This is a genomic window from Duffyella sp. Ts4 (genome assembly GCF_051851875.1).
GTDB classification, from domain to species: domain Bacteria; phylum Pseudomonadota; class Gammaproteobacteria; order Enterobacterales; family Enterobacteriaceae; genus Duffyella; species Duffyella gerundensis.
In genome coordinates, this window is sequence record NZ_JBLYPN010000011.1 from 54,801 (window position 1) to 77,350 (window position 22,550).

Below are 22,550 nucleotides of genomic sequence, written 5' to 3' on the forward strand. Positions count from 1 at the left end.
CCGGGCATATGCGTATTAAGATCCATTTTTTCCGGATGTAGCGAGCGACAGATAGTGCTGGCAGATGGTGTCGAGGCTGTAACGAGAGAGATCGATGCTGCGCAAATCGGGTGGATTGCGATAGATCTCAATCATTTTTTCAGCCAGCGACTCTGCATTTAGCTCTGCCAGTCCGCGTGCTAAATCCCCTTCCATAATTGATACCGTGCCGCCAGGCGAGCGCGTACTCACCACCGGCGTATGACAAATCAGGGCCTCGACCAGCACGTTACCGAAGCCTTCGCTATCTGAACTGGCGACCAGCATACGAGCATGCTTAATCCACGCGTAAGGATTTTGTGTGAATCCCTGGAAAATGATGCGCTCACTGACGTTGAGTTTCTCCGCCAGCTGCTTAAGGCGTTCGGTGCGCAATTTATCGCCCTGGCCAATGATCACCAGCGGCGCCTCAATTTTGCTCAGCGCATAGGCGTGTATCAGTCGATCCTGGCGTTTGGTTTCATGAATACGGCCAACGTGCAGCAGATAATCGGTTCCTGCCATCGGACAGGGTTCGTCGGCACGCTGACGAATAGCCTCAATGTCGAAGGGATTCGCGATGACACGCGCTTGCGCAGGTCGCACGCCATAATGGCGTTCCATATCTTTCAGCACGTAGTCTGACACCGCAATCAGATTACGCTGGTGGTAAACCTGCCAGGTTTTCAGCCGTTTCAGCCAGCGTGACAGGCCTTTACGCCGCGACAGATAGGAAACGGAAAAGACGCCGTGCAGGCAAAACCAGACCTTGTGCGCATCCAACTGAGGGCAGCGTCGGACAATGCGGTCGGTTTTATGCAGGTGAGAAAGTACCAGATCGAAAGCGCCATCCGCCTGCTCAGCCGCCGCAATGGCGTCGTCCAGCTGGTTGGCTCGACGCTGTAGTTCGGTGAGTTTGCGCCAGGGTTTATCGCAGTGATCTTTGACTATCTGGTAGTCGAGCCCGACAGGAATGGCGTAATCGCAGACACTGCGCAGCGAAAACAGCGAGACGCGATGCCCTCTCGCCAAAAAACCTTCCGCCAGCGTCAACACGACCTTTTCCGCGCCACCGCCCGGTAAACCGTCAATGATCATCAAAATGCGCTTGGACACGTTAATTACCCTTCAAAAGAAAAGCCGCCAGGCTAAAATACGCAAGCTTCGTCCGCTGCAGGCACAGGGCAGAACGTTGCGGCTGTTGGAAAAGAGTACGCTAAGCTTTCCAAACCGGCGAAAAACAAACTGTTCATCCATGGATGCATAAACTGCTCTTTTTTATCGATCCTCATTGAGCGCAGTCTACTGCGCTACGCGTGCATGGCAAAGGGGATCGATGAGAATTGATGGATTTCTTTTGCGCTGATCATAGCCCCTGCGTAACATGATCACCGTTTTCTTTCCCCTGATGGATACGGAATGACAAAGCCCGCTTTTTTAATCACCATCGACACTGAAGGCGACAATCTCTGGCGCAATCACCGGCACATCACCACGGAAAATGCGCGCTTTCTGCCGCGTTTCCAGCAGCTGTGCGAAAAATATGCGTTTAAGCCAACCTGGCTGACCAACTATGAGATGGCAACCGATCCGGTTTATATCGCCTTTGCCCGCGATGTACTGGCGCGGCAACAGGGGGAAATCGGCATGCACCTGCACGCCTGGCACAGCCCACCCACGCTGCCGCTTACCGACGATGACTGGCGCTATCAGCCCTACCTGATTGAGTTCCCTGAACCGGTATTGCGCGATAAGGTGACGTACATGACCCGTTTGCTGGAAGAGACCTTCCAGATCAAAATGGTCAGTCACCGCGCCGGTCGCTGGGCTTTTGATGCCCGCTATGCACGTATCCTGACCGAACTGGGTTACCGCGTTGACTGTTCGGTGACGCCGGGCGTCGACTGGCGCACCGCACCGGGTGCACCGCAAGGCACTGGCGGCACCGACTATCGTCATTTTCCTCGGGAAGCCTATTTCCTCGATGAGAAAGACATTTCGCGGCCCGGTAACAGCGGGCTGCTGGAAGTGCCGATGACGATTCATCCCAAGCATCCGCCGCTGCTGAATGCACTGAAGCAGGGGTACGATCGGCTGCGTGGCAAACGGCGCAACCCGTCCATGAACTGGTTGCGGCCAGGCCGCAATAATCTGGCGTTGATGAAGCGCGCGGTCGAGCAAAGCCTGCAGCAGGGCGCCGACTACGTCGAGTTCATGCTGCATTCGTCAGAATTTATGCCCGATGGCAGTCCGACATTTAAAAACGAAGCGGATATTGAGCAGCTGTATCAACATCTCGATGCGCTGTTTGCCTGGCTACAGCCACAAACTCAGGGCATGACGCTCGCTGAATATTACGATCGGCGAATGGGATAATATCGCGCATAGCGATTGCAGGAGAAGAGCGTAAAAATGGAAGTAATGTCTAAGGCAAAGCAGTGGCGCAGTGCGATTTACTATTTGGCGTTGTGCGCCGTTGTGCTCTCGGTAATGTTCACCTTTATCGACGAGAAAATGGCTAAGGTGACTTTTTACTGGGCGTTCTATTTTTCACTGGCTGGCGTGTTGGGTTCTGTCCGGACGTTCAACCGCCAGTTGCTGTGGCTGCCGGGAATGCTGCTGCTGCTGGGGTTAAGCAAGGTGATCTGGTTTTATCTGGCTTACACTGGCAGCGCCGATTATTCGCCTTATAACGATTATCTTAACGCGGGCAAGCGCATGCTGATTGGCGGCGTCATTGGCTATTACCTGCTGGCCCATTTCCAGACTTACGCACAACAAAGCCTGCGGCTGATCCGTTATGGCCTTATTGCCGCTTTTGTCGGTGCCAGCCTGTTTGGCTTCTGGCAGTATGCGGGGGCGATGGGCCGCGTGGAGTTTGCGCTCGATCGCGCGACTATCTCCGCGTACGGCTATGCCATGCTCTCTGCGGCACTGTTGTTTATGTTAGCCAGCGAAAGCCACCGTGTGTCCCGGCTGCTGATCTGCCTGGCTATTTTTGCCGTCTCGTTTTTCATTATTGTGCAGACCGGCACGCGCAATATGATTGCCGCCTATCCGCTGATCATTATGCTGGTGGGTTTGTTTCATTTTCGCCATCTCGGGGCGAAAGCGATGCTTTGGGTGCTGGGTGCGGTAGTGTTATTGGGTGCGCTGAGTTACAAGCCGGTGATTGAGCCAAGGCTGGATGCCACCATCGCTGAATATCAACTGTACAACAATGCCAACGGCAATCAGCTTGGCTCGCTCACCAGCCGCCTGGCAATGTGGCGCGTCGGTGTAGCCTGTCTGGCTGAAAATCCGATGGGCATGCGCACTGAGCAGCGTACGGCATGGTTTCAACATTACGTAGACACCACGCATAAGGACACTACCGCAATGGTGTATGCGCCGGTGCACCTGCACAATGAGTTGCTGGATAGCGCGACGCTGCAGGGCATTCCCGGCGCGCTGGTGGTGGTGCTATTTTATATTGTTCTGCTCGGCTGGGCCCTGCGTAATAAAAATGCGCCACTGTTTGGCATTATGCTTTGCATCATTGTGAGTGGTTTGACGGATGTGGTGTTTATCAGTCGTGAAATGACCATCTGCATTGTGCTGATTATTATCATGAGTGTGATGTGGCAGCGGCTTGAGGCGGGGAAAAAGCGAGTCTGAGTAGCCGGAAAGGGATCAGCGGATCCCTTTCCGAAAGGCCAGCATTTTGCGTTTGTAGCTGGTACGAACCGCGCCGTTTAACATGAAACGCATCAGCCTGGTGCGCAAAATCCGCTCCACAACTTCTTGCCAGTGTCCGGTACGTTGCAACACGTCCCGGTGGCGGTGCGCCACGTCCAGCCAGTGGCACACGATTAATGGCTGAAATTCCACAGGCAACACCTCATCCAGATGGCGCGTCGCCGCCACCATACAATCCACCTTCTCGTCGTTCATGACCGTCGACAGGCTGTTGCTGTGTTTACGATAAAGATAAAATCCGGCATCGGTATAAAGAATCTTCTCTGCCTGAGTTAACAGCAACGGAAAAAGCCAGGTATCTTCATAGCAAACAAAAGGTGGAAAAGGATTTGCCAGCAACAGCGTGCGGCGGAAATACTGCCCGATCACGTGTGCCTGAAATTCACGATGAATGAGAAATTTTTGGATAGCGCTGTGGGTTGTCAGTGGGTTCGGCGATGAAAACTGCCAGTTTGCCGCTGGCGTTTCCGTGCGGCATTCAATGATTTTGCTCAGATAGAGAGCAGGCTGCTGCTGTGTAAGCACCTTCAGGTGATCCGCAATAGCACCAGGCAATAAACGATCGTCACCATCCACCATCAGCACATAGTCACCTTGCGCCAGGTTAATGGCATGATTCCGCACCTTGCCAATATTGCGCAGCGCCGTATTGTCGCTGATCAGCCGCGGATAGCGGACAGTGAACGCATCGATAATCTGCTGAGTTTCATCCTCAGAGGCATCGTTAATGATGATGACTTCGCACTGATCGTCTGCGCCTGCAATAGCGGCGATCACGCTTTCCAGCGTGGCGTCCAGCCAGGTAGCACAATTGTGGGCAGTGATCAGAACGCTCAGAACGGCAGAATCGCGCATGCTTATTTACCCGTCAATGGCAGCAAAGACATTACCTGCTCGGGCGTGATATCCGCCATGCTGTTGCCCTGCGGTGGTCGCAGTGCTATCTGATTTTCACCATAGCCGCCAATCAGACCCGGATCGGTTGGGCCATATAAGGTGATATTAGGCCGATCCAAAGCGGCTGCCAGATGACTTAAGCCGGTATCTACTGATACTACCGCCTGTGCGCTGGCGAGCGTGCGAGCGACCTGTTCCAGCGTGAGTTTAGGCAGGACGTCGACATGATCAAAGCCTTCCGCCAGGCGCTGAGCGCGCTGATGTTCGTGCTCTGCGCCCCACGGCAGCTTGATCTGCAAACTGCTGTCTGCCAGCAGACCAATCAATTCGCGCCAGTGCGCTTCCGGCCAGTGTTTGTTGTCACGCGTGGTAGCGTGCAGAAACACCAGATAGGGCGTCGCCTGTTGCGTGGCGTTCGTCAGGAAGTGGGCAGCAATAGCGTAATCACCTTTTTGGGCCGGCAGTTCATAGCCGAGGCTTTTCGCGAACAGCTCCCGCGTGCGCTCTACCGCGTGCTGACGTTTATCGATCTCATGGCGTTTGTCGTACCACCAACTGGCAAAGGGCTCACGTGCGCTGCGGCTGTCCTGACCATGCTTGACGCCTTTCGCCAGGCGCGTTACCAGCGCGGCGCTTTTGATCAGCCCCTGTGCATCAATCACCACGTCATAGGTGCAGGACTGCAGTTCACGCTTGAAAGCCACGCGCTCTTCACGCTGTTGGCTACCAAACCAGTGTTTGCGCCAGCGACGAATGGCAACCGGAATAACCCGATCGACCGCCGGATGCCAGCCGGGAATTTGGGCAAAATTCTCTTCAACTACCCAGTCGAAGCTGATGCCTTCAATCGCGCGCATTGCGTCGGTGAGCGCCGGCAGCGTGTGCAGTACGTCGCCCATCGACGAGGTTTTAATAATTAACACCTTCATGCGCTATGCTCCTGGCCGGCGGCCAGCAGTGGACGCAGCGTTTCCAGCACCCGGGCGGGCTGAATATCGATCAGGCTTTGATGATAACCCTGTGCGGCATCGCCTTTACGCACCTTGTGATAGCCACTGATCAGACGAATCACCTGCGCCTGCTTCGACAGCGGCGGCGTAAAATCGGGGCTGCTTGGGCCATAGAGTGCCACCAGCGGCCGGTTCAGCGCCGCGGCAATGTGCATCAGACCAGAATCGTTGCTGACCACGGCGGCACACTGCGCCAGCAGGATAACCGCCTGCTCCAGTTCAGTCTCGCCTGCCAGATTGCGACACCAGCGCCGATCGTTAGCCTCGAGCGTGGCAACAATCTCCTCGCCGGTTTCGCGATCTTTGGCTGAGCCAAACAGCAGAATCTGGTAGCCGTCATTGATTAACTGCTGTGCCAGTGCGGCATAATGATAATGCGGCCAGCGCTTGGCAGGACCAAACTCAGCGCCGGGACAGAAACCGATAACCGGCCGCTCGGTATCAAGGCCGAACAGCGCTGCCGTTTGCTGTTTTTCCTGCGGCGTGACCTGGAGCTGAGGCCAGAGCAGCGGCTGTGGCAGATCGCGGGCGCTGTGAATTTGGCCTTTTTCAAAAGCCAGTGCGACGTAGCGTTCTACCATCAGGGGAAATGCCGCTTTATCCAGCACACGCAAATCGTTAAGCAGGCCATAGCGCATTTCACCACGCCAGCCGGTGCGCTGTGGAATATCAGCAAAAAAGGGTACCAGCGCAGATTTGAACGAGCCGGGCAGCACGTAAGCGCGATCGTAGCCGTGCTGGCGCAAACTTTTGCCCAGGCGGCGCCGTTCGCCGAGTGCCAGCGCACCGTGGCCCAGCGGCATCGCCAGCGCCTGATTGACTTCCGGCATACGCGACAGTAAAGGACGGCACCAGGCGGGTGCCATCACGTCGATTACCGCATCGGGATGGTTCGCCTTGAGGGTGCGATAGAGACTTTGGGACATCATCATATCGCCGACCCATGACGGGCCAATCACCAATATTTTCATGCCGGTATCGCCTTCCTTATGCGTTGCGGTTGAGCCAGGCCATATATTCTGCCACGCCTTCCGCGACCGTTTTAAACGGTTTGTCGTAGCCAGCCGCGCGCAGTTTGGTCAGGTCAGCTTTGGTATAAGCCTGATAACGCCCTTTGAGTTTTTCCGGGAAAGGGATGTACTCAATTTCGCCTTTGTTATGGAATTTCAGCGCCGCATCGGCCACTTCCTGGAAGGATTCTGCCCGACCGGTTCCGCAGTTGAAAATGCCGGATACGCCATTTTTCCAGCACCACAGATTAACGGACGCGACATCATCAACGTGGATAAAGTCGCGTTTGAAGCCGTCGCTGCCTTCAAACAGTTTCGGGTTCTCACCGTTGCTCAGCTGCGTATTGAGATGGAAAGCGACGCTGGCCATGCTGCCTTTGTGGCCTTCGCGTGGACCGTAAACGTTGAAGTAGCGGAAGCCACAAATCTGCGAATCGGCCTCTGGCAAAATTTGACGCACGTAGTGGTCGAACAACATTTTGGAGTAGCCGTAAACGTTCAACGGCTGCTCATATTCGCGCTCTTCAATGAAATTATCGTTGCGTCCGCCGTAGGTCGCCGCGGAAGAGGCGTAAAGGAAAGGGATTTCACGCTCAAGGCAGAAATGCAGCAGCTCTTTGGAGTACTGATAGTTGTTATCCATCATGTACTTGCCATCCCATTCGGTGGTCGCTGAGCAGGCACCTTCATGGAATACGGCTTCAATCGGGCCAAAGTCATCACCGGCCAGCACGCTGACCTGGAATTCTTCTTTATCCATGTAGTCAGTGATATCAAGATCGGCCAGATTGATAAACTTGGTGCCATCTTTGAGGTTATCTACCACGAGAATGTCGTTAAAACCGTCGTTATTGAGAGCCTTAACAATGTTGCTGCCGATCATGCCGGCGCCGCCAGTGACGATAATCATACGTTTGACCTTAATTAATGGTGGGAGAAACGGAAAGTTTCATCCGCTAATGTCTTTTATCATAACATTTCAGCAGGCTATCAACAGCCAGATGACTCTGTAAACCCGATGCATCGCGGGCAATGATGGTTGAACCACTCAGCAGGAAGAGACGTGGGAAAGGGCGACGGACCACCAAAAGCGGTCCGTCTGCAGGGCTATTTGGCTTTTTCAGCGTCGGTCAGATAACGCACTTTACGCGTGTAGTCCTGGCCTTTAAATAGCAGCGGCGTGGCGGGAGAATGCAGATATTTTTGCCATTCACTCAGCGGGAAACCGCCGTGAGCACCAATCACTTCGCTGGGAATCACCGCTTCGGTGCCGCCGATGCGTTTTGAAACCGGCCAGTTCATCCAGTCACCGAGATTTATCGTCCGGATATCCAGCATATCAAGCAGTGCCGCTAACGGGAGTTGGTCCGTGGGTGGTTGCGAGTCATCCATCAGTTCCCAGGTATCCTGAAATAATGTCAGCCACAAAGCACAAATGCGTTTCCAGGTGTCGCGCGTGGCGGCCAGGAAAGCACCGTTAACGTGATCGACAATAAACGGGCGCACGCAGTGCTGATAATAAGCCGGAATATTTTCTTTCGGGGCGCCGCTGAGTTTCGCGATCATTTTGCCCTGACGAAAACTGGAGTAAAGGTGGCCTTTATGCATGTTAATTACCGGCATTTTCAGCAAATTGAGATCGGAATCGATCATCAAAATACCGTCGGTGCGCGCCTGCAGCGGTGCCTGAAGTTTGATCAAACGGCTGCGATAGATCTGCTTGTAGCGGTAATCGCCGTCGCGCAGCGGTACCTCCAGCGTCACTACCCGTGTTTTAGCGGGCAGGGTGCCAAAGCTGGCGGCAGGCTGATCGCTAACGATGACAATTTCTTGCAGATCAGGCGCATAGCGTTCGGCGAACAGCGCGCACAGCTGTGCTTCCTCAATAAAATCGGCGCCGGTGCAGGGAATCACCACCGACGTGACTGGCACGTTGCCCTGAGCATCAGGCTGCGTGTAGGGAATGTTGTGGCGCGAGCGGATATGGCGATAGTGAGCATTTAAAAATTTAAACATGCGGCTTTCCCTTCATGACGCTTTGCAGGCGCTGTTCCACGCCGGCAACATAGTTTTCAATCGCATAATGTTCGCGCACGCTACGGCCTGCGGCTTCAACTAACGCTTCGCGCAAGGGCGCATCCTGCCAGAGCTGCTGCATCTGTGCACCGAGCGTGGCGGTGTCGCCGTAGTCAAAAAGCAGGCCGGTGCGCTGATGGGTAATCAACTCTGCGGTGCCGGTAACACGCGAACCTATCACTGCCGTATTCACCAGCATCGCTTCCAGTACCACGCGCGGCAGGCCTTCACTTTTCGACGCCAGAATAAATGCATCAAACGCAGCAAGATAATCCAGGGCGTTGTTTTGAAAGCCGGTAAATATCACGCGATCCTGAATATGCAGACTGGCAGCCTGCTGCTGCAATTTTTGCTGTTCCGGGCCGCTGCCGACAATCATCAGCTTCCATTCTGCCTGCGGACAGGCGGCGCTAAAGGTGGCCAGCGCCTGCAGCACGTGATGATTGGCTTTGCGCAATATCAGCGAGCCGATGGTGCCAAATAAAAAGGTGTGCGGCGGAAGCGCGTATTGCTGACGAATTTTTTGCGGATCGGGCAACGGCTGGTGAATATCAATGGCGTTAGCCACGACGGCACATTTTTCCGCGGCCACGCCGCTTTCGCACAGGGCGCGGTGGACGCCGTGGGAAACGGCAATAATCAGATCGCCGGTGCGGTTCACCATCCTGACCAACGGTGGTGTCATCTGCGGTTCAATACGGCAGTGCTGCACCACGGCGATCGGCACTGACTCAGCGGCCAGATAGCCTTCAACGTTGGTGCTGGGCTGATTGTTCATATAAAGCGTGTCATAACCGCCCGAACGCAGCAGGTCGGCTATCGCCTGTGCATTGGGCCGGACACGCCAGCGCAGATCGACCGCGCGTGCCGCAGCGCCTTTTAGTGGACGACTGAAGAATAGCAGCCCGCGTAACAGCTCTTTGCTTAGCTTGGCCCAGCGCGGCTGGCGGGATTGCGCAATAAAACACACGTCGATGCCGATAGCCTGCAGCGCCTGCGCAATGGTTTCGCCTTCGCCACGGCTATAGTTATGGTAGAAGCAGCAGGTGATATCGAACCGATGTCGATCAATACGCTTCAGGAGTTCCAGCATGCTGTTCGTGCCGCCGCCCCATTCGCGGCCGGTGTCCAGCAGCAGAATTTTTTGCCTTCTGCCTGTCATCGTTTGGCTGTCCTGTGTCTAAAGGAATCGGCGGCATTATAGTGGCTTTCTGCCGCCGAACCCGTTTTTTCAGCGTTGGCGTTTAAAACAGCGCGTTGATCACTTTGGCCAGCGGACCCTCGGCCACGCTGTCGGCAATGATACCCAGCGCGCGGGTAGCAGGAACTGGCGCAAGAGGTTTGGGCACCTTACAGGTTTCGATGCCGCGGAAAGGATTTTTCGGCTTCGAGGTCGGCGGTGGCGTGTTTGGTGTCGTGGAAGGACCACGGCTGTAAGATTCGTTCAGCAGCTGGCTTGGGCGAACCAGCGTAATGTCAGCGGGCAAGGTTGGCAGCATTTGCTGCAGCACACGCACGGTGGTGGGATGCGGGTGGCCAATCGCAATGGCAAAACCGTCGCGCTGTGCCAGGTGCACGGCACGCGTAAATTGTTTGCGAATATCCGCTTCGTTCTGGCTGTCATCAAGGAACACGCGCCGTTTGATCACTTTAACGTGAGTGCCAGCTGCTGCGTTGGTTGACTGACTGTTGGCGATGGTCATGCTGTCGAGAAAGTAGAAGTTGTAGTGATTCAGCACCTGCATCACTTTTTGCATGCCGGGCAAGCTGGACGTCATTTTGCTGCCCATATGGTTATTGAGCCCCACGGCATAAGGCACATTGCTTACCGCGTTGCGAATAATGCGTTCGATCTCCGCGACGGGCATTTCCGGCTGTAGCGTATCTTTCTCCAGCGGCTGCTTGCTCAACGGGGCCATCGGCAGATGAATAAGCACTTCGTGGCCGCGCTGGTGCGCTTTGGTGGCCATTTCGCGAGCGTGTGGCGCAGTGGGCAGCACCGCGACGGAAAGCGCAGCGGGCATTTGCAGAACCTGATTTTCCTGCGTCGGGCGGTAGCCAAAATCATCAATAACGATGGCCAGCTTACCGGCCTGAGCAGCGCTGCTGAGCAAAAGGGCGCCGAGCAGCAGAACGCGTTTGGATAACAACAAAACTTATTTTCCTAACCACGGAAGTGGGTTGACGGCCTGACCCTGCCGGCGGATTTCAAAATAGAGCGACGGCGTACCGCGGCCGCCGCTGGTGCCCACCAGAGCGATAGGCTCGCCGGCTTTAACCTGCGTGCCCACGCTGACCAGCGCGCTCTGGTTATAGCCATACAGGCTCATATCACCTTTGCCGTGCTCAACCACTACAACCAGACCATAGCCCTGCAGCCAGTCAGCCATTAAGACGCGGCCATCGGCAATGGCACGAACTTCACTGCCTTCCGGCGCATCAATCACCAGACCTTTCCAGCGCAGTTCGCCCTGCATCTGCTCGCCGAAACGATGCTCAATGCGGCCCTGAACTGGCCAGCGTGCCTGGCCACCGGAGCGGCCGAGACCGCCGGTTCGTGCCATCAGCGAGCGTTCGCTTTCACTCGGTTTGTAAGTCGAGCCTTTGGCTTTCGCCTGCGCCTGACGCTGACGAACCTTTTCAGCTTCACGCGCCTCACGCTCGGCACGTGCTTTTGCTTCCCGTTCGGCACGGGCGATTTTATCTTGCAGACGGCTTTCGTTCTGACGCATTTCGGTGAGATCGGCCTGATCTTTCTCCAGCGACGATTCCAGCGTGGTCAGCGTTGCTTTACGTGCTGCCCGCGCCTGTTCCAGTTTAGCCTGCTGCGTTTGTTGCTGATCGGCTAACGCCTTCTGCTGCGACTTTTTCGCCTCCAGCGACGCTTTTTGCGTGGTTAACTCGCGTCGCGTCTGCTGCAGATCATTGATGTTTTTTTGCCGGGCCTCATTGATGTAGCTGAAGTAAGCAAGAATGCGTTCGCTTCGCTTGCTCTCTTCGCCACCAAACATGAGCTGTACGCCGCTATGCTGGCCCTGACGAAAAGCGGCATCCAGCTGCTGCGCTAAGAGGCTTTCCTGTTGTTTTTGCTGCTGTTCAAGTTTGGCAATGGAGGCGGTAAGCGAGGCGATATCTTTATTCAGTGCGGCCAGCGTCAGGCGGGTTTCGCGCAGCTGCCGGCTGGCCTGGGCCACGGTTTTTTCCTGGCTCTGCAGTTGTTCAAGCAGTTTGCTGCGTTGCAGCTTCTGCTGCTTAACGCTTTTTTCTTTTTCAGCAATATCCTGCTGGATCGATTTCAGCTGCGATTTGTTGTCGTCAGCGGCCTGGCTGGGGAGAGACCACAGCAGTGCGCCTGCACATACCAGGCTGGCACACAGGAGTGAAAGGGGGGTCGACAACGGCGAGATAACGGTGCCATTGGTCATCGTCCCTGGATGTGAAACTGCTGCTTTTTCCCTCATAGGAGGCAGATTATTCCACGATGAACAGCGGCTTACCAGACATCTCTGACAGGATTTCCGTTTCCAATAGTGACAGCGCATCATTTTTATTTATCCTTGCGTTAAGCGCTTATTTTAGACGCTGTGGATGATTTCCGATGGCGTAATGTTTTTTAGGACGCGGGTTAATTGTGCCGTTTCGTTGCCTGACTGCGTGCGGTAATGTCGGGAATCATGGCGTTGCACTTTTTTTTGGAATCTAAGGCATAAAACGTCACTCTGGCCGCTTCACGACTGTACATGCGAGATGCCACAGGTATACTCAGAACCCTTGTTTTCGCTTATTAACCCGGTTGGGAGTTGTTACCCCTCATGCAAGAAATTATGCAATTCGCAGGCAATCACACCATTTTGAGTTTGGCATGGGTTGTTTTGTTGGTTTTAGTGATCGTGACGACCGTTAAAGGCATGTTCTCTAAAGTAAAAACTATCAGCCGTGGCGAAGCTACTCGTCTGATAAACAAAGAAGATGCTGTTGTCGTCGACGTTCGCAACCGCGACGAATACCGTAAAGGGCATATCTCTGGCGCAATGAACGTTGCCGCTGCTGATATTAAGAAAGGCAGCGTTGGCGAACTGGAAAAGCATAAAGCACAGCCCATAATTGTTGTTTGTGCTAACGGTACCAGTGCAGCAGAGCCTGCCGCACAGCTGAGCGCGTTAGATTTTGCACAGGTTTACGTGCTGAAAGATGGCGTATCGGGCTGGAGCGGAGAGAATCTGCCGCTGGTGCGTGGTAAATAATTCTTAAGAGGTGATGAGCATGGCCAATATTGAGATCTATACCAAAGCGACCTGCCCTTTTTGCCATCGGGCAAAAGCGTTGTTGGAACAGAAAGGCGCAGCATTTCAGGAAATCCCCATTGATGGTGATGCCGATAAGCGCGAAGAGATGATCAAACGTAGCGGCCGTACAACCGTTCCTCAAATTTTTATCGATGCGCAGCACATTGGTGGCTGTGACGATTTATATGCGCTCGACGGACGAAACGGACTCAATTCCCTTTTGCAGTAATCTCAGCGCGCGGCTGGCTATTAACCGATAGGATTGCAAGATGTCAGAACAAAGTAACAGCGAAATGCAGTTCCAGATTCAACGCATTTACACCAAAGATATCTCTTTCGAAGCGCCGAATGCGCCACAAGTTTTCCAGAAAGAGTGGGAACCAGACGTTAAACTGGATCTTGATACCGCATCAACGCAGTTGGCTGATGAAGTGTATGAAGTCGTTCTGCGCGTTACGGTAACGGCTACCGTTGAAACCGAAACCGCTTTCCTGTGTGAAGTTCAACAGGGCGGTATCTTCACTGTTTCCGGTATTGATGGTAATCAGCTGGCGCATTGCCTTGGCGCGTATTGCCCAAATATTCTGTTCCCGTATGCACGTGAATGCATCACCAGCCTGGTTTCGCGTGGTACCTTCCCGCAGTTAAACCTTGCGCCGGTCAACTTCGATGCGCTGTTTATGAATTACCTGCAGCAGCAGAATGAAGGCGCAGAACCACATCAGGATGCCTGATGAACAAACTGAACGCGTCTATGACCGTCATCGGTGCCGGATCTTACGGCACCGCATTGGCTATTACTCTCGCTCGTAACGGCCATGATGTGCTGTTATGGGGCCATAATCCGCAACATCTGGCACAGCTTGAGGCCGAACGTTGCAACAGCGCTTTTCTGCCCGATGTTACCTTCCCGAATACCCTGCGTCTCGAACCCGATCTTGCCCGCGCCGTAGCGGCCACGCGCGACCTGTTGGTTGTGGTGCCCAGCCATGTCTTTGGCGATGTGTTGCAACAAATCAAACCGCATCTGCGTAGTGACTCGCGTCTTGTCTGGGCTACCAAAGGCCTGGAAAAAGAGACCGGGCGACTGTTGCAGGACGTTGCCAGAGAGATCCTCGGCGATACCATGCCGCTGGCGGTGATCTCCGGACCTACCTTTGCTAAAGAACTGGCCGCTGGTATGCCAACGGCTATCGCTCTGGCTGCAACCGACGACCAGTTTGCTGACGATCTGCAGCAGTTACTGCACTGTGGAAAAAGCTTTCGTGTTTACAGTAATCCCGATTTTATCGGTGTGCAGCTGGGCGGCGCGGTGAAAAACGTGATTGCGATTGGTGCAGGCATGTCGGACGGCATCGGCTTTGGTGCCAATGCGCGCACGGCGCTGATTACCCGTGGTCTGGCTGAAATGAGCCGACTTGGTGCTGCGTTGGGCGCTGATGCTACCACCTTTATGGGCATGGCTGGCTTGGGTGATTTGGTACTGACCTGTACTGATAACCAGTCCCGAAACCGCCGTTTTGGCATGATGTTAGGGCAGGGTATCAGTGTTGAGCAGGCACAGCACAATATCGGACAAGTTGTAGAGGGCTACAGAAACACCAAAGAAGTCAGGGCGTTAGCCAGCAGATTTGGTGTGGAAATGCCGATAACCGAGCAGATTTATCAGGTGCTGTATTGCGAAAAATCAGCGCGAGAGGCAGCATTGACGTTACTGGGTCGTACCAGGAAGGATGAAAACGACCAGCGCTAAGAGAGGATACAAAGCGCGTTAACCTGCAGCGCCCCGGATAAGCGGGCGCTTTTTCTTCGGGAGAAAGTAATGTCGTGTGATGAATTAGAGTTGGTCTGGAAAAATATCAAAGCTGAAGCTCGCGCCCTCGCGGATTGTGAGCCGATGCTGGCCAGCTTTTATCACGCCACGTTGCTGAAGCATGAGAATTTAGGCAGTGCGCTGAGTTACATGCTGGCCAACAAGCTGGCCAATCCGATTATGCCTGCTATCGCTATCCGCGAAATCGTTGAAGAAGCTTACCGTAACGATCCAACGATGATTGCCTCTGCTGCACGCGATATCGAAGCCGTTCGGCTACGCGATCCCGCTATCGACAAATACTCGACGCCGTTACTCTATCTGAAGGGCTTCCACGCTTTGCAGGCCTATCGCATCGGTCACTGGTTATGGAATGAAGGGCGGCGTGCGCTGGCGGTTTACCTGCAAAATGAAATTTCGGTGTCGTTTGCGGTGGATATTCATCCGGCAGCGAAAATCGGTCACGGCATTATGCTGGATCACGCGACCGGTATTGTGATTGGCGAAACGGCAGTGGTAGAAAACGACGTCTCTATTTTGCAGTCGGTGACGCTCGGCGGGACCGGCAAAACCAGCGGCGATCGCCATCCTAAAATTCGTGAAGGCGTGATGATCGGCGCCGGTGCCAAGGTGCTGGGGAATATCGAAGTCGGGCGCGGCGCTAAAATTGGCGCCGGTTCGGTGGTATTACAACCGGTGCCTCCGCATACCACCGCGGCTGGCGTGCCTGCGCGCATCGTCGGCAAGCCTGGCAGCGAAAAGCCCTCCATGGATATGGATCAGCACTTCAATGGTACGCTGGCAGGCTTTGAATTTGGCGACGGGATTTAACTCAGCGTATTAGCGCGCCGGCATAATCGAGCTGGCGCCAGGCTTCATACACCACCACCGAAACCGCATTGGAAAGATTCATACTGCGGCTTTCCGGCATCATCGGAATACGAATTTTCTGCTCGGCGGGCAATGCTGCCAGTATTTCTGCGGGCAAGCCGCGGCTCTCCGGTCCAAACAGCAAATAATCTCCCGCTTGCCACGCCACAGCGCTGTGGGCAGGTGTGCCTTTGGTGGTGAGGGCGAACAGGCGTGCAGGCTGCTCGCTGCTTAGAAAGGCGTTATAATTTGCGTGGTGCTTGATTGAGGTGAACTCGTGATAGTCGAGTCCGGCACGACGCAGGCGCTTGTCATCCCAGGCAAAGCCCATCGGTTCGATTAAATGCAGTTGAAAGCCCGTGTTGGCACACAGACGAATGATGTTTCCGGTATTTGGCGGAATCTCAGGTTCAAATAAAACAATGTTTAGCATACGGCCCCCAAAGCGAGGGCCGCAGAATAGCAAATTACCGTGCTGAATACAGCGGCAACCACAGCGTCAGACGCAGACCGCCGTGTGGGCTGTCGTCCGCCTTGACCCAGCCGCGATGTTGCTGAATGGCGGTTTCAACAATGGCCAGACCAAGGCCGGTACCGCCAGATTCACGATCGCGCGCTTCATCCGTACGATAAAATGGCCGGAAAATCTGTTCGCGATCCTCAGCGCTGACGCCCGGACCGTCATCATCGACATGTACGGTAATGCCCTGATTATCGACCGAGAAGCTGACGCTGATAAAACTGTGTGAGTAGCGAAGCGCATTGCGAACAATGTTCTCCAGCGCACTCTCCAGCGCATGTGGATTGCCATACAGCGGCCACGGGCCGGGCGGATAAGGTATCTCCAGCTTTTTCCCCATCTGCTCAGCTTCGAAGCGCGCATCTTCCAGCACGCCGTTCCACAACTGATTGGCCTTCATCGCCTCACTGACCAGCGCATTTTTATGCTGCGTACGCGACAGCACCAGCAAATCGTTAATCATGCCATCCAGGCGCTGTGCTTCCGTTTCGATGCGCTGAAGCTCTTTGCCTTCACCATGACGACGACGCAGCAGCGCGGTAGCCAGTTGCAGACGCGTCAACGGCGTACGCAGTTCATGGCTGATATCGGACAGCAGCCGCTGCTGCGCGGTCATCATACGCTCCAGCGCGCTAACCATCTGATTAAAACTGGATCCGGCGGCTAAGAACTCCTGTGGTCCCGATTCCAGTTCCGGATGCTGTCGCAGGTTGCCACTGGCCACTTCGTCCGCCGCATATTTCAATTTGCGAGCCGGTTTTGCCAGACTCCACGCCAGCCAGAGCAGCAGCGGTGAACTGATCAACATGGTGACAATTAGTAGCAGCAGCGGCCGATCAAACAGCAGGTTGATAAAATCGAGCTGTGAGCTTGGCGCCGGACGAATCAGGTAAAGCTGGTAATTATCTTCACCATCACGAATGGCAAAAGGCCCCACCAGCTCAACGCGCCCATACTTTTTCTTCTGCGGATGATCGGCATTATCAGACTGGCCAATAAAGTTGCGAATAACCTGCATCTCATTGTGCTGTGCGCCGATAACGCGACCTTCACTGGTTACCAGCAACAGGCGCTGACCGGGCGGTGCCCATTTGTCGATGGCGCGCAACAGCCTGCGCCACCACATCAAATCATTGGGCGGATCATGGGATAGTTCCGCCTCAACGTGCTGCTCGATCATGATTCCCTGGCGCTGCTCATTTTCAAGCAGCGCCGTCATTTGCCGGGAATCCAGTTTGGGAACCATCAATACCAACATCAACACCAGCGCCAGCGTGAGCCAGAAAATAGCGAAAATGCGCGTAGTCAAACTGCTTATCATGTTGCGGAGACCATCAGATAACCGCGGCCACGCAGAGTTTTGAACCATGGATGACCGTCGCGACGTTCTGGTAATTTCCGACGCAGATTAGAGATATGCATATCGATGGCACGATCAAAAGGCGTCAGGCGTTTGCCCAGCACTTCCTGACTAAGATGCTCACGTGATACCACCTGACCTAAATGCTGAGCCAGCAGATAGAGCAGCGTGAACTCGGTGCCGGTAAGATCCAACGTAACGTTATCAAAGCTGGCTTCCTGACGGCCCGGATTGAGACGGAGGTGGTCGACCTCCAGCGTTGGCGAACTGCTGTCGTGCTGTTGCTGCTCGCTCCAGTTGGAACGCCGCAGGATGGCGCGTATGCGTGCAACCAACTCACGGTCGTTGAAGGGTTTAGGTAAGTAGTCATCGGCACCGAGCTCAAGGCCGAGCACGCGATCGAGCTCGCTGCCGCGTGCGGTCAGCATAATTACCGGTGTCTGGTGCTGTTGGCGTAGTTCTTTCAGCGTATCAATGCCGTTTTTCTTCGGCATCATTACGTCAAGCAATAACAGATCGATAGAGTTGTCTAAAAGATTAAGTGCCTGCTCACCGTCGCCAGCCACCACAATTTCAAACCCTTCCATTTCTAACAGTTCTTTCAAAAGCGAAGTCAATTCGCGGTCATCGTCAACCAATAGGATTTTATTCATTTTTTATTGCCCTCCGCAGGCAAAATAACGTGATCCCAGCATGCCAATCCATCGCTTTACGTAGTTTTACACCCCCTGACGCTTGTTTGCAGCCATCGCCGTAGACTGAATCTCGTTGAATCGCAATACGAAACAAACTGGGAGTAAACGATGCGCAAATTGACCGCCGTCGTCTTTGCCTCAGCGTTGGCACTAAACAGTACCGCACAGGCAGAAGGCGCTACGACGATTGACGAGATGCATCATGATGGTGGATTAGCGACAGGCAGTATGACGCAAAATCCGCAAAGTCACATGTTTGATGGCATCCAGTTAACAGAACAACAACGCCAGCAAATGCGCGATTTAATGCAACAAGCGAGACATGAGCGTCTCCCAGTCAGTATTGATGATTATAAAGATATGCATGACCTGGTCATTGCAGACAATTTTAACGAAACAGCCATTCGTCAGCAGGCGGAAAAGATGGCACAGGCGGAAGCCCAGCGACAGGTTGAAATGGCGCGTGTGCGCAATCAGATGTATCACCTGTTAACACCGTCTCAGCAGGCTGTTTTGAAGCAGAATCACCAGCAGCGTATGGATCAACTACGTAGGCTGGCGAACATGCAGCGAGATTCTTCGCTGCAACATGTGAGCAGTACCAGTAATGCCCCGTAATACCAGTAACATAGTATCCCTGTTTTCCTTGCCATAGACACCATCCCTGTCTTCCCCGCCATGATGGCGGGGTTTTTTTTGTCTAAAAAATCGCTTTTTAGCTCAACGTAATCAATCATTTATCTGCGATTTTTAAGCGGCGTGAAGGCTTTTTAACGGCCCATTTTGTGGACAATTTAACGCGTTTTTGGCTGAATGTGGACACAATGTGGACACAATGTGGACACTTTCACGAGGATGTTTTTGCTTACAGTGGACGTAATAATTCCTTTCAGATCGCTACCTGACTTAAGCGGCTCTTACACCGCAATGTGCTATTCCCGTCTGTTTTTGCCATAATTTCAACCATCTTACGGCAGAATGATGGAGCCACATGCATGAATGCCTCTTACGCCCGGCTGGTGAATGCTGCAGCCATCGCCGCTACCGCGCTTGCTGGTTCACTGCTGATCGTCAAAATTTTTGCCTGGTGGTATACCGGCTCCGTCAGTCTTCTCGCCGCGCTGGTGGATTCGCTGGTTGATATTGCCGCGTCGCTGACGAATCTTTTGGTGGTGCGTTACGCTTTACAGCCTGCCGATGCGGAACACACCTTTGGCCATGGCAAGGCAGAATCGCTGGCGGCGCTGGCGCAAAGTATGTTTATTTCTGGCTCGGCGCTGTTTTTGTTCCTGACCGGTATTCAGGCGCTGGCCCGGCCGCAGGTTTTGCATGCGCCTGTTGTTGGAATCGTGGTAACGATCATTGCGCTTATTTCCACGCTGATCCTGGTCGCCTTCCAGCGCTGGGTAGTAAGAAAAACACGCAGCCAGGCGATTCGCGCAGATATGTTGCACTATCAGTCTGATGTCATCATGAATGGTGCTATTTTAGTGGCACTGGTGCTGGGCTGGTACGGATTTCATCGTGCCGATGCGCTGTTCGCGTTAGGTATTGGCATATGGATTCTTTTCAATGCGTTGCGCATGGGATATGAAGCGGTCCAAGGTTTACTGGATCGCGCGTTGCCCGAAAATGAGCGCCAGATGATTGTCACCTTGTTAAGCAGTTGGCCGGGTATTCGTGGCGCGCACGAGCTGCGCACGCGTCAGGCAGGTCCGACGCGTTTTATTCAGCTGCATCTCGAACTTGATGACACTTTGCCGCTGTTTCAGGCACATCAGATTGCCGACGATATTGAACAGGCGCTGTTAAAAAAATTTCCGGGCTCCGATGTGATTATTCATCAGGATCCCTGTTCAACGGTTGCAGTAGAAAAACAAGGTTTTTTTGACCTGTAGCAGGTAAAACGCGGCATTTTTGCCATTAAGTTGCCACGCTACGCAAATAGTATAATTTTTAGCGAAAACTTGTCTGACCTGAATCAATTCAGCTTTCAGGCTTTGATATACTATTTGCCATTATGAACTTTAGTATCACACACTTAACCATGTCTGATTTATAAGGCATGCTGAATTCACCTTAGTTTTGACCAATCCAGAGGTTGTCATGATCAAAAAAATCGGTGTACTGACAAGCGGCGGTGATGCGCCCGGCATGAATGCAGCCATTCGTGGTGTGGTTCGCGCCGCACTGAGTGAAGGGCTTGAAGTTTGTGGTATCTATGACGGCTATCTGGGCCTGTATGAAGATCGCATGGCCAACCTGGACCGCTACAGCGTATCAGACATGATTAACCGCGGCGGCACCTTCCTCGGGTCAGCGCGTTTTCCTGAATTCCGCAACGATGAAGTGCGCGCGGTCGCGATTGATAACATGAAGAAGCGCGGTATCGATGCGCTGGTGGTTATTGGTGGTGACGGTTCTTATATGGGTGCGAAGCGCTTAACGGAGATGGGCTTTCCCTGCATCGGTCTGCCGGGCACCATCGACAATGACGTAGCGGGCACCGATTACACCATCGGTTACTTCACCGCCCTTGAAACCGTGGTAGAAGCTATCGACCGTCTGCGCGATACCTCCTCTTCTCACCAGCGTATTTCTATCGTTGAAGTAATGGGTCGCTATTGTGGTGATTTAACCCTGGCGGCTGCAATTGCCGGTGGATGCGAATTCATCGTGCTACCTGAAATCCCGTACACGCGCGAAGAGCTGGTTTCAGAAATCAAAGCGGGGATTGCCAAGGGCAAGAAGCACGCCATCGTGGCCATCACCGAGCACATTTGTGATATCGACGATTTAGCCCGCTATATCGAATCGGAAACCAAGCGTGAAACGCGTGCGACCGTGCTGGGGCATATTCAGCGTGGCGGCGCTCCAGTTGCCTACGATCGCATTCTTGCCTCACGCATGGGGGCTTACTCGATTGAGCTGCTGCTGCAGGGCTACGGCGGCCGTTGCGTGGGCATTCAGAATGAGAAGATGGTGCATCATGACATTATCGACGCCATTGAAAATATGAAGCGGCCTTTCAAAGGCGACTGGCTCGATACCGCTAAGAAACTTTACTAAGTTAGTTGTTCAACAGGCGCTGCGCGGTCAGCGCCTTTTTTATCTCTGCGTATATTCCATAACAGTATATTAGCTAATTTTTAATTCTTTAATTCATGCTTCGCTTTATGTCACGCTTTTGGGACATCAACCCCGGGAGTCAGCATTGTGAACAAGTGGAGCATCGGTTTTACCCTGTTAATGGCATCAACCAGCGTGCTGGCGAAGGATGTTCAGTTGCTGAACGTATCCTACGACCCTACGCGCGAGTTGTATGAGCAATACAACAAAGCGTTCAGCGCTCACTACAAGCAGGAAACCGGGGATAACGTGGTGGTACGCCAGTCGCACGGCGGCTCAGGTAAGCAGGCCACCTCGGTGATTAACGGTATTCGCGCTGATGTGGTCACGCTGGCGCTGCAGTCCGATGTCGATGCGATTGCCGAACGCGGGCGCATTGATAAAAACTGGGTAAAGCGTTTACCTGATAACTCTGCACCTTACACTTCGACCATCGTTTTCCTGGTGCGTAAAGGTAACCCCAAAAATATTCACGACTGGCAGGATCTGACTAAGCCAGGCGTCTCAGTGATTACACCGAATCCAAAAACCTCCGGTGGTGCCCGCTGGAACTATCTGGCTGCCTGGGGCTGGGCGCTGGACCACAACAACGGCGATGCCGCCAAAGCGCAGGCGTATGTTCGCGCGCTGTTTAAAAATGTGGAAGTTCAGGATTCCGGCGCGCGCGGCGCGACCAATACCTTTGTTGAGCGCGGCCTGGGCGACGTACTGATTGCCTGGGAAAACGAAGCCTATCTGGCGGTAAACAAGCTGGGCAAAGATAAATTTGAGATCGTTACGCCGAGTGAATCCATTCTGGCTGAGCCGACCGTTTCGGTGGTTGACCGCGTGGTAGACGAGCGCGGCACACGTAGCGTTGCCGATGCCTATCTGAAGTATCTCTATTCCACCGAAGGGCAGGAGATCGCCGCGCAAAATTACTACCGCCCGCGTGATGCGGCGGTGGCGAAGAAATACGCCAGCACTTTTGCGCCGGTTAAGCTGTTCACCATCGACAACAAATTCGGTGGCTGGGCTGCCGCGCAGAAAGCACACTTTGCCGACGGCGGTACCTACGATCAGGTTATGAAGCCCTAACGGCTGACGGGGCGAATCTCGCCCCGTTTTACTTTTCTGCTGTCATTCCCG

23 protein-coding genes are annotated in these 22,550 nt (G+C 53.8%); 11 read left to right on the forward strand and 12 right to left on the reverse strand.

Annotated features, from left to right (window positions below):
- Positions 1 to 15 precede the first annotated feature (15 nt).
- A complete protein-coding gene (locus ACJY2L_RS15230) occupies positions 16 to 1,116 on the reverse strand; it encodes a glycosyltransferase (protein WP_067435025.1) in 1,101 nt (366 codons plus the stop codon).
- 321 nt (positions 1,117 to 1,437) lie between these two features.
- On the opposite strand from ACJY2L_RS15230, the gene ACJY2L_RS15235 reads away from it, so the two are divergent.
- Together ACJY2L_RS15235 and ACJY2L_RS15240 are read left to right on the forward strand one after the other, a co-directional pair.
- Positions 1,438 to 2,394: a deacetylase gene (locus ACJY2L_RS15235; protein ID WP_439214401.1), complete on the forward strand. Its 957-nt coding sequence runs from the start codon at positions 1,438 to 1,440 to the stop codon at positions 2,392 to 2,394.
- Positions 2,395 to 2,439: 45 nt separating this feature from the next.
- Entirely contained in the window at positions 2,440 to 3,675 is a 1,236-nt protein-coding gene (locus ACJY2L_RS15240; RefSeq protein WP_439214402.1) for an O-antigen ligase family protein, read from the forward strand.
- A gap of 15 nt (positions 3,676 to 3,690) precedes the next feature.
- On the opposite strand, the gene ACJY2L_RS15245 is transcribed toward ACJY2L_RS15240, so the two are convergent.
- From ACJY2L_RS15245 to envC, 8 genes are all read right to left on the reverse strand, one after another.
- Entirely contained in the window at positions 3,691 to 4,611 is a 921-nt protein-coding gene (locus ACJY2L_RS15245) for a glycosyltransferase family 2 protein (protein WP_439214403.1), read from the reverse strand.
- 2 nt (positions 4,612 to 4,613) lie between these two features.
- Positions 4,614 to 5,582, reverse strand: coding sequence for a lipopolysaccharide heptosyltransferase RfaC (gene rfaC / locus ACJY2L_RS15250; RefSeq protein WP_439214404.1), 969 nt, complete (start codon positions 5,580 to 5,582; stop codon positions 4,614 to 4,616).
- Positions 5,579 to 6,634, reverse strand: a complete 1,056-nt coding sequence (rfaF, locus tag ACJY2L_RS15255; RefSeq protein WP_067426654.1) for an ADP-heptose--LPS heptosyltransferase RfaF — start codon at positions 6,632 to 6,634, stop codon at positions 5,579 to 5,581. Before rfaF ends, rfaC begins: the two co-directional genes overlap by 4 nt.
- A gap of 16 nt (positions 6,635 to 6,650) precedes the next feature.
- Complete coding sequence (gene rfaD / locus ACJY2L_RS15260; protein WP_067426657.1) at positions 6,651 to 7,583, reverse strand: ADP-glyceromanno-heptose 6-epimerase; 933 nt, start codon at positions 7,581 to 7,583, stop codon at positions 6,651 to 6,653.
- A gap of 197 nt (positions 7,584 to 7,780) precedes the next feature.
- Complete coding sequence (locus tag ACJY2L_RS15265) at positions 7,781 to 8,689, reverse strand: hypothetical protein (RefSeq protein ID WP_439214405.1); 909 nt, start codon at positions 8,687 to 8,689, stop codon at positions 7,781 to 7,783.
- Positions 8,682 to 9,911: a glycosyltransferase gene (locus ACJY2L_RS15270; protein WP_439214406.1), complete on the reverse strand. Its 1,230-nt coding sequence runs from the start codon at positions 9,909 to 9,911 to the stop codon at positions 8,682 to 8,684. The genes ACJY2L_RS15265 and ACJY2L_RS15270 overlap by 8 nt, the downstream gene beginning before the upstream one ends.
- An 82-nt stretch (positions 9,912 to 9,993) precedes the next feature.
- The gene (locus ACJY2L_RS15275; protein ID WP_439214433.1) at positions 9,994 to 10,899 is read right to left on the reverse strand and encodes a divergent polysaccharide deacetylase family protein; all 906 of its coding nucleotides are present in this window, start codon (positions 10,897 to 10,899) and stop codon (positions 9,994 to 9,996) included.
- 6 nt (positions 10,900 to 10,905) lie between these two features.
- Positions 10,906 to 12,174, reverse strand: a complete 1,269-nt coding sequence (envC, locus tag ACJY2L_RS15280) for a murein hydrolase activator EnvC (protein ID WP_439214407.1) — start codon at positions 12,172 to 12,174, stop codon at positions 10,906 to 10,908.
- A 387-nt stretch (positions 12,175 to 12,561) separates the two neighbouring features.
- Here envC and ACJY2L_RS15285 point away from each other — a divergent pair, with 387 nt between their 5' ends.
- The 5 genes from ACJY2L_RS15285 (at position 12,562) to cysE (ending at position 15,679) form a co-directional block, all read left to right on the forward strand.
- Entirely contained in the window at positions 12,562 to 12,993 is a 432-nt protein-coding gene (locus ACJY2L_RS15285; RefSeq protein ID WP_067426670.1) for a rhodanese-like domain-containing protein, read from the forward strand.
- A gap of 19 nt (positions 12,994 to 13,012) precedes the next feature.
- Positions 13,013 to 13,264 (forward strand): glutaredoxin 3, encoded by a 252-nt coding sequence (gene grxC, locus ACJY2L_RS15290; protein ID WP_439214408.1) that lies wholly within the window; start codon positions 13,013 to 13,015, stop codon positions 13,262 to 13,264.
- Positions 13,265 to 13,304: 40 nt separating this feature from the next.
- The gene (gene secB / locus ACJY2L_RS15295) at positions 13,305 to 13,769 is read left to right on the forward strand and encodes a protein-export chaperone SecB (protein ID WP_067426676.1); all 465 of its coding nucleotides are present in this window, start codon (positions 13,305 to 13,307) and stop codon (positions 13,767 to 13,769) included.
- Positions 13,769 to 14,788 (forward strand): NAD(P)H-dependent glycerol-3-phosphate dehydrogenase, encoded by a 1,020-nt coding sequence (gene gpsA, locus ACJY2L_RS15300; protein WP_439214409.1) that lies wholly within the window; start codon positions 13,769 to 13,771, stop codon positions 14,786 to 14,788. The genes secB and gpsA overlap by 1 nt, the downstream gene beginning before the upstream one ends.
- A 69-nt stretch (positions 14,789 to 14,857) precedes the next feature.
- Positions 14,858 to 15,679 (forward strand): serine O-acetyltransferase, encoded by an 822-nt coding sequence (gene cysE, locus ACJY2L_RS15305; protein WP_187486834.1) that lies wholly within the window; start codon positions 14,858 to 14,860, stop codon positions 15,677 to 15,679.
- A gap of 1 nt (position 15,680) precedes the next feature.
- Here cysE and trmL read toward each other — a convergent pair whose 3' ends face one another.
- Genes trmL through cpxR form a run of 3 tightly spaced genes read right to left on the reverse strand, consistent with a single transcriptional unit; the run spans position 15,681 to position 18,251 of the window.
- Positions 15,681 to 16,151: a tRNA (uridine(34)/cytosine(34)/5-carboxymethylaminomethyluridine(34)-2'-O)-methyltransferase TrmL gene (trmL, locus tag ACJY2L_RS15310; protein ID WP_439214410.1), complete on the reverse strand. Its 471-nt coding sequence runs from the start codon at positions 16,149 to 16,151 to the stop codon at positions 15,681 to 15,683.
- A gap of 34 nt (positions 16,152 to 16,185) precedes the next feature.
- Positions 16,186 to 17,559, reverse strand: coding sequence for an envelope stress sensor histidine kinase CpxA (gene cpxA / locus ACJY2L_RS15315; protein WP_439214411.1), 1,374 nt, complete (start codon positions 17,557 to 17,559; stop codon positions 16,186 to 16,188).
- Positions 17,556 to 18,251 carry an envelope stress response regulator transcription factor CpxR gene (gene cpxR, locus ACJY2L_RS15320; RefSeq protein WP_067426689.1) on the reverse strand — a complete coding sequence of 232 codons (696 nt, stop codon included), beginning with the start codon at positions 18,249 to 18,251 and terminating at the stop codon, positions 17,556 to 17,558. The genes cpxA and cpxR overlap by 4 nt, the downstream gene beginning before the upstream one ends.
- A gap of 150 nt (positions 18,252 to 18,401) precedes the next feature.
- Between cpxR and cpxP the strand changes: the two genes are divergently transcribed.
- The 4 genes from cpxP to ACJY2L_RS15340 all read left to right on the forward strand — a co-directional run bounded on the left by cpxP (position 18,402) and on the right by ACJY2L_RS15340 (position 22,499).
- Positions 18,402 to 18,911 (forward strand): cell-envelope stress modulator CpxP, encoded by a 510-nt coding sequence (gene cpxP, locus ACJY2L_RS15325; RefSeq protein ID WP_439214412.1) that lies wholly within the window; start codon positions 18,402 to 18,404, stop codon positions 18,909 to 18,911.
- Between the two features lie 377 nt (positions 18,912 to 19,288).
- Positions 19,289 to 20,191: a CDF family cation-efflux transporter FieF gene (gene fieF / locus ACJY2L_RS15330; RefSeq protein WP_439214413.1), complete on the forward strand. Its 903-nt coding sequence runs from the start codon at positions 19,289 to 19,291 to the stop codon at positions 20,189 to 20,191.
- A 208-nt stretch (positions 20,192 to 20,399) separates the two neighbouring features.
- Positions 20,400 to 21,362, forward strand: a complete 963-nt coding sequence (gene pfkA, locus ACJY2L_RS15335) for a 6-phosphofructokinase (RefSeq protein WP_067426698.1) — start codon at positions 20,400 to 20,402, stop codon at positions 21,360 to 21,362.
- A gap of 147 nt (positions 21,363 to 21,509) precedes the next feature.
- The gene (locus ACJY2L_RS15340) at positions 21,510 to 22,499 is read left to right on the forward strand and encodes a sulfate ABC transporter substrate-binding protein (RefSeq protein WP_439214414.1); all 990 of its coding nucleotides are present in this window, start codon (positions 21,510 to 21,512) and stop codon (positions 22,497 to 22,499) included.
- Positions 22,500 to 22,550 lie beyond the last annotated feature (51 nt).

Bases quoted from the DNA above. Each gene is read 5' to 3' on its own strand.
- gpsA (WP_439214409.1), top strand. From the start codon at position 13,769: ATGAACAAACTGAACGCGTCTATGACCGTCATCGGTGCCGGATCTTAC.
- rfaF (WP_067426654.1), bottom strand. From the start codon at position 6,634: ATGAAAATATTGGTGATTGGCCCGTCATGGGTCGGCGATATGATGATG.
- rfaC (WP_439214404.1), bottom strand. From the start codon at position 5,582: ATGAAGGTGTTAATTATTAAAACCTCGTCGATGGGCGACGTACTGCAC.
- grxC (WP_439214408.1), top strand. From the start codon at position 13,013: ATGGCCAATATTGAGATCTATACCAAAGCGACCTGCCCTTTTTGCCAT.
- pfkA (WP_067426698.1), top strand. From the start codon at position 20,400: ATGATCAAAAAAATCGGTGTACTGACAAGCGGCGGTGATGCGCCCGGC.
- ACJY2L_RS15235 (WP_439214401.1), top strand. From the start codon at position 1,438: ATGACAAAGCCCGCTTTTTTAATCACCATCGACACTGAAGGCGACAAT.
- rfaD (WP_067426657.1), bottom strand. From the start codon at position 7,583: ATGATTATCGTCACTGGCGGCGCCGGCATGATCGGCAGCAACATTGTT.
- ACJY2L_RS15230 (WP_067435025.1), bottom strand. From the start codon at position 1,116: ATGATCATTGACGGTTTACCGGGCGGTGGCGCGGAAAAGGTCGTGTTG.
- trmL (WP_439214410.1), bottom strand. From the start codon at position 16,151: ATGCTAAACATTGTTTTATTTGAACCTGAGATTCCGCCAAATACCGGA.
- cpxP (WP_439214412.1), top strand. From the start codon at position 18,402: ATGCGCAAATTGACCGCCGTCGTCTTTGCCTCAGCGTTGGCACTAAAC.
- cpxR (WP_067426689.1), bottom strand. From the start codon at position 18,251: ATGAATAAAATCCTATTGGTTGACGATGACCGCGAATTGACTTCGCTT.
- ACJY2L_RS15245 (WP_439214403.1), bottom strand. From the start codon at position 4,611: ATGCGCGATTCTGCCGTTCTGAGCGTTCTGATCACTGCCCACAATTGT.
- envC (WP_439214407.1), bottom strand. From the start codon at position 12,174: ATGACCAATGGCACCGTTATCTCGCCGTTGTCGACCCCCCTTTCACTC.
- ACJY2L_RS15285 (WP_067426670.1), top strand. From the start codon at position 12,562: ATGCAAGAAATTATGCAATTCGCAGGCAATCACACCATTTTGAGTTTG.
- ACJY2L_RS15265 (WP_439214405.1), bottom strand. From the start codon at position 8,689: ATGTTTAAATTTTTAAATGCTCACTATCGCCATATCCGCTCGCGCCAC.
- cysE (WP_187486834.1), top strand. From the start codon at position 14,858: ATGTCGTGTGATGAATTAGAGTTGGTCTGGAAAAATATCAAAGCTGAA.
- secB (WP_067426676.1), top strand. From the start codon at position 13,305: ATGTCAGAACAAAGTAACAGCGAAATGCAGTTCCAGATTCAACGCATT.
- cpxA (WP_439214411.1), bottom strand. From the start codon at position 17,559: ATGATAAGCAGTTTGACTACGCGCATTTTCGCTATTTTCTGGCTCACG.
- fieF (WP_439214413.1), top strand. From the start codon at position 19,289: ATGAATGCCTCTTACGCCCGGCTGGTGAATGCTGCAGCCATCGCCGCT.
- ACJY2L_RS15270 (WP_439214406.1), bottom strand. From the start codon at position 9,911: ATGACAGGCAGAAGGCAAAAAATTCTGCTGCTGGACACCGGCCGCGAA.
- ACJY2L_RS15240 (WP_439214402.1), top strand. From the start codon at position 2,440: ATGTCTAAGGCAAAGCAGTGGCGCAGTGCGATTTACTATTTGGCGTTG.